This window comes from Sulfurovum sp. bin170 (genome assembly GCF_010892395.1).
Classification (GTDB): domain Bacteria; phylum Campylobacterota; class Campylobacteria; order Campylobacterales; family Sulfurovaceae; genus UBA1140.
Genome location: NZ_JAACKB010000049.1, coordinates 1 through 2,034 on the forward strand (window position 1 = coordinate 1; position 2,034 = coordinate 2,034).

A 2,034-nucleotide genomic window follows, 5' to 3' on the forward strand; every position below is an offset into this window, starting at 1 on the left:
AATTATATTGAATAACAATAGTGATAATAAAGATATTAAACTAAATATACAAAACAAGCTAAAACCTATTGTAGAGAATAGAGAGTTCTCCGCTCAACACGCTCCTAAATATATTATGAATTTTAATCATCAAGCTATAAAAAAAGGGCAACCATCAAAAAAAGAGGAGAGAGTTAACTCTCTAAAGAGTGATAGAACCAATAGTATCCAACTTTTTTATCTAGAAAAAGATACCTCAATATCTACACAAGCAACAGCAAGAAAAGTTCTTAAGAACATCAAAACAAAATATGGTAATAAGAGTCTAAGTGTATGGGTTTCAGATGATAGTTTTGGAGAGAACTGCTCTAAATCTTACTGTATTAGACAGAACATGATTGATGAGTTAGCCAACTCATTTTTAAAAGATGGAGATGATAATGATATATATGATTGGGTTACCAATATTTTTGGTGAGGAGTGGAGCGAGACTAATAGTAGCTCTTTGATTGAAGATGAAAATGAGATAACGATACTTTTAACTGATATAAACAGTGATAATAGAGCGAGTGGAGGTGTGCTTGGTTATTTTTATGCAAAAGATAACTACAGAAAAAATCTATTTAGTGGTTCAAATGAGAGAACAATGTTCTATATAGATTCTGTAATATTTGCAACGCATCAAGATAATCAAGAGTGGAGTATAGAGGAGTATAAACAGAAGAAGATACTATCTACTCTGGCTCATGAGTTTGAACATATGATTCAATTTTATCAAAAAAATATTCTCTACAACAACAGTGGACTAAAACCTTGGATTGATGAGATGTTAGCTGTAACAGTAGAAGATATTATCGCTACAAAATTAAAAACCAATGGTGTAAGAGGTGTCACATATACTAGAGGTGATGCAGGGGAAGAGCAAAATTCAAATGGTAGATTTCCTCTCTTTAACCAAAATATCAACCTCTCTCTACCAACATGGAATAATCAAAGAGAGGATTACTCTAAAGTTGGAGCATTTGGCTCTTACCTCATACGAAATTATGGTGGTGCAAAACTGCTTCATGATATTTTACATAATAGATACACCGATGAAGAAGCCATTATAGATGCTATACAAAAATCACCAAATGGTTACGATAAAAACTTTGATATGCTAATGCATGATTGGGGAATTGCTATACTTTTAAGCTCCAATACAGATTTGGGAGTAGATAGTGGGTATTTATATAATCTTGGGGATTTTCTTGAAACGAAATATGAGAATAGTAGCTATAGCATGGGTTCAATAAATTTTTTTAACTATAGGAGTCAACCCAATATCTCTACTGAAATAGGCAATATAGAGCCTAAATCCAATCTATACTATAAACTTGGAACAGATATAATAGGTGATATAAATATTACGATAGATAAAAATTCAAATATTATAACAACTCTTATAATTAAGGAAAATTTAAATAACTAAGTAGTTATTAGACCCCTTTTTGACCTAAAACTACCATAATAGTTTTCCAAATAACCTTAATCTCAAGCATGATTGACCATTTTTTTATATAGTTCAAATCATATTTTAGCTTCTCTCTTGCATCCTCAACATTTCGTCCATAAGGGTATGAAACCTGTGCAAGTCCTGTTATTCCAGGTCGAACAATGTGTCTTTTTTGATATTTTGGGATAATCTTCTCATACTCATTCACCAATATATCCCACTCTGCTCTTGGACCAATAAGATGCATCTCTCCCCTAATAACATTCCATAGTTGTGGTAGTTCATCAATCCTCATCTTACGCATGATTCTACCAAAAGGAAAAATTCTAGGATCTTTATCTTGTGTATACGGATTAAAACCCATATTTGTATGCATACTTCTAAACTTATAACATGTAAAACTCTCTCCATTTAGTCCCACTCTTGGCTGTGTAAAGAGAATTGAACCAGCAGACTCTTTTCTGATTTGATAGATAGAGAATAAGATAATAGGTGAAGTCAAAATAAGAAGCAGACTGCTTAAACTAAGGTCTATAACTCTTTTTTGAAAAAACTCAAAT

2 protein-coding genes are annotated in these 2,034 nt (G+C 31.9%); one reads left to right on the forward strand and one right to left on the reverse strand.

Going from position 1 to position 2,034, the window contains the following annotated elements:
• Positions 1-1,450, forward strand: a 1,450-nt coding sequence (locus GSY74_RS01110; RefSeq protein ID WP_164663256.1) for a hypothetical protein, incomplete at its 5' end; no start/stop codon positions are given.
• 7 nt (positions 1,451-1,457) lie between these two features.
• Here GSY74_RS01110 and GSY74_RS01115 read toward each other — a convergent pair.
• A partial coding sequence (locus GSY74_RS01115; RefSeq protein ID WP_164663257.1) for a sugar transferase occupies positions 1,458-2,034 on the reverse strand: 577 nt, incomplete at its 5' end.